The following is a 1096-nucleotide window of genomic DNA, read 5'->3' as shown; positions in this document are numbered from 1 at the left end:
GCAAAGCGGTGTGACCTCCCTGTCGACAAGCCTGACCACGACCAACAGCACCCTCGGTGCATTGTCGACCCAGGAATCGACCGACGTCGGATCGTTGTCGACCAGCTTGAATACGACGAACAGCAACGTGACGAGCCTGTCGACCTCGACTGCGGCTGGCATCAGCACGGCACAAAGCGGTGTGACCTCCCTGTCGACGAGCCTGACAACGACCAACAGCTCCCTCGGTGCACTATCGACTCAGGAGTCGACCGATGTGGGCTCGTTGTCGACCAGCGTGAATACGACAAACAGCAACGTGATGAGCCTGTCGACGTCGGCCGCGGCCGGCATCAGCACGGCGCAAAGCGGCGTGACCTCCCTGTCGACGAGCCTGACCACGACTAACAGCACCCTTGGTGCACTGTCGACGCAGGAATCGACCGACGTCGGATCACTGTCGACCAGCGTGAATACCACCAACAGTAACGTGGCAAGCCTGTCGACCTCGGCTGCGGCCGGCATCAGCACCGCACAAAGCGGCGTGAGCTCCCTGTCGACGAGCCTGACCACGACCAACAGCACCCTCGGTGCACTGTCGACCCAGGAATCGACCGACGTCGGATCGCTGTCGACTAGCGTGAATACCACCAACAGCAACGTGGCGAGTCTGTCGACGTCGGCCGCGGCCGGTATCAGCACCGCGCAAAGCGGCGTGAGCTCCCTGTCTACGGGCCTGAACACCACCAACAGCACCCTCGGTGCGCTGTCGACGCAGGAGTCGACAGACGTGGGCTCATTGTCGACCAGCCTGAATACGACCAACGGCAACGTCAGCTCGTTGTCGACGGGTCTGAACGTCACGAACAGCAACGTGACAAGTCTGTCGACCTCGGCTGCGGTCGGTATCAGCACGGCGCAAAGCGGTGTGACCTCCCTGTCGACGGGCCTGGCCACGACTAACAGCACCGTCGGTGCGCTGTCGACTCAGGAGTCGACAGACGTGGGCTCGTTGTCGACCAGCGTGAATACGACGAACAGCAACGTGGCGAGCCTGTCGACCTCGGCCGCGGTCGGTATCAGCACCGCACAAAGCGGTGTGAGTTCCCTGTCGACA

General features: G+C 62.2%; 1 protein-coding gene and 1 pseudogene. One reads left to right on the top strand and one right to left on the bottom strand.

Annotation, left to right across the window (positions count from 1 at the left end; translation table 11 throughout):
* A partial coding sequence (locus U5798_RS36845) for a hypothetical protein (RefSeq protein ID WP_322084875.1) occupies window positions 1-216 on the bottom strand: 216 nt, incomplete at its 3' end.
* A gap of 61 nt (window positions 217-277) precedes the next feature.
* Here U5798_RS36845 and U5798_RS36840 point away from each other — a divergent pair.
* Window positions 278-1096: pseudogene (locus U5798_RS36840) on the top strand (hemagglutinin); the annotation flags it as partial.

This window comes from Burkholderia sp. BCC1972 (assembly GCF_905339605.1).
GTDB lineage: Bacteria > Pseudomonadota > Gammaproteobacteria > Burkholderiales > Burkholderiaceae > Burkholderia.
This window is presented reverse-complemented; position numbering and strand designations above follow the sequence as displayed.